Origin of the sequence: Pseudomonas bananamidigenes, assembly GCF_001679645.1 — a bacterium.
GTDB classification, from domain to species: domain Bacteria; phylum Pseudomonadota; class Gammaproteobacteria; order Pseudomonadales; family Pseudomonadaceae; genus Aquipseudomonas; species Aquipseudomonas bananamidigenes.
The window spans coordinates 1-1,494 of sequence record NZ_LRUN01000119.1; the positions used below are offsets into that span (position 1 = coordinate 1).

The following is a 1,494-nucleotide window of genomic DNA, read 5'->3' on the forward strand; positions in this document are numbered from 1 at the left end:
CGGCAGTGCGCCGGATGCCACGGCGCTGACCCAAAGCGGCACCTTCACCATCACTGCTTTGGACGGCGTCACCACGTTAACCGTGGGCGGGATCGCGGTCGTCACCAACGGTGTCGCCGCAGGCTTCCCGCAATCGGTGACCACGCCATTGGGCAGCACACTGACCATTACCGGGTTCAACGCTGCCACTGGCGTCGTCAGCTACAGCTACACCCTCGACCACAACGATGCGCATCCAACTGCCAACGGCGCCAACACCCTGAGCGAGCAGTTCGCGGTCACCGTGGTGGATGACAACGGCACAACCGCCAACGCATCGCTGGATGTAAACATCGTCGACGACCTGCCAAAAGCCGTAAACGACACCAACGCCGGCACGGCTTCGGAAACCAACCTGACGCTGACCGGCAACGTCCTGACCAACGACGTGCAAGGTGCTGACCGGGTGCCGACCGGCCCGGTCACCGCCGGAACCTTCAACGGGACTTACGGCACCCTGGTGCTGAATGCCGATGGCTCTTACACCTACACCGTCAACCCTAACGACGCCGATTTCAAAAACCTGCACGGCGGTGGCAACGGGACTGAAACTTTCACCTACACCATCACCGACTCGGACGGTGACACCAGCACCGCGAACCTCGTGCTGCAGATCCACAACAACGACGATCCGGTGATCATCAACGGCCTGGATGTGAACGGCGGCGAACTTACCGTCTACGAGAAAAACCTGAGCACCGGCAGTGCACCGGATGCTACTGCGCTGACCCAAAGCGGCACGTTCACCATCACCGCGCTGGACGGCGTCACCACGCTGACTGTGGGCGGCATTGCCGTCGTCACCAACGGCGTGGCCGCAGGCTTCCCTCAATCCATCACGACGCCGCTGGGCAGCACACTGACCATCACCGGCTTCAACGCCACGACCGGCGTCGTGAGCTACAGCTACACCCTCGACCACAACGACGCGCACCCGACCGCTAACGGCGCCAATACGTTGAGCGAACAATTCGCGGTCACCGTGGTGGATGACAACGGCACAACCGCCAATGCATCGCTGGACGTGAATATCGTCGACGACCTGCCGAAAGCCGTAAACGACACCAACGCCGGCACCGCCTCGGAAACCAACCTGACCCTGACCGGTAATGTGCTGACCAACGACGTGCAAGGCGCTGACCGCGTTCCAACCGGCCCGGTCACGGCGGGTACGTTCACCGGTACCTACGGCACCCTGGTGCTCAACGCTAACGGGACTTACACCTACACGCTGAACACCAACGATGCGGACTTCAAAAACCTGCACGGTGGCGGAAACGGCACCGAGACCTTCACCTACACCATCACCGACTCGGACGGCGACACCAGCACCGCGAACCTCGTCTTGCAGATCCACAACAACGACGATCCGGTGATCATCAGCGGCCTGGATGTGAACGGCGGCGAACTCACCGTCTACGAGAAAAACCTCAGCACCGGCAGTGCGCCGGATGC

General features: G+C 61.7%; 1 protein-coding gene. It reads left to right on the plus strand.

All coding sequences use genetic code 11. The features are described 5' to 3' along the window. Window positions 1-1,494, plus strand: a 1,494-nt coding sequence (locus BBF94_RS26875) for a beta strand repeat-containing protein (protein ID WP_218060149.1), incomplete at both ends; no start/stop codon positions are given.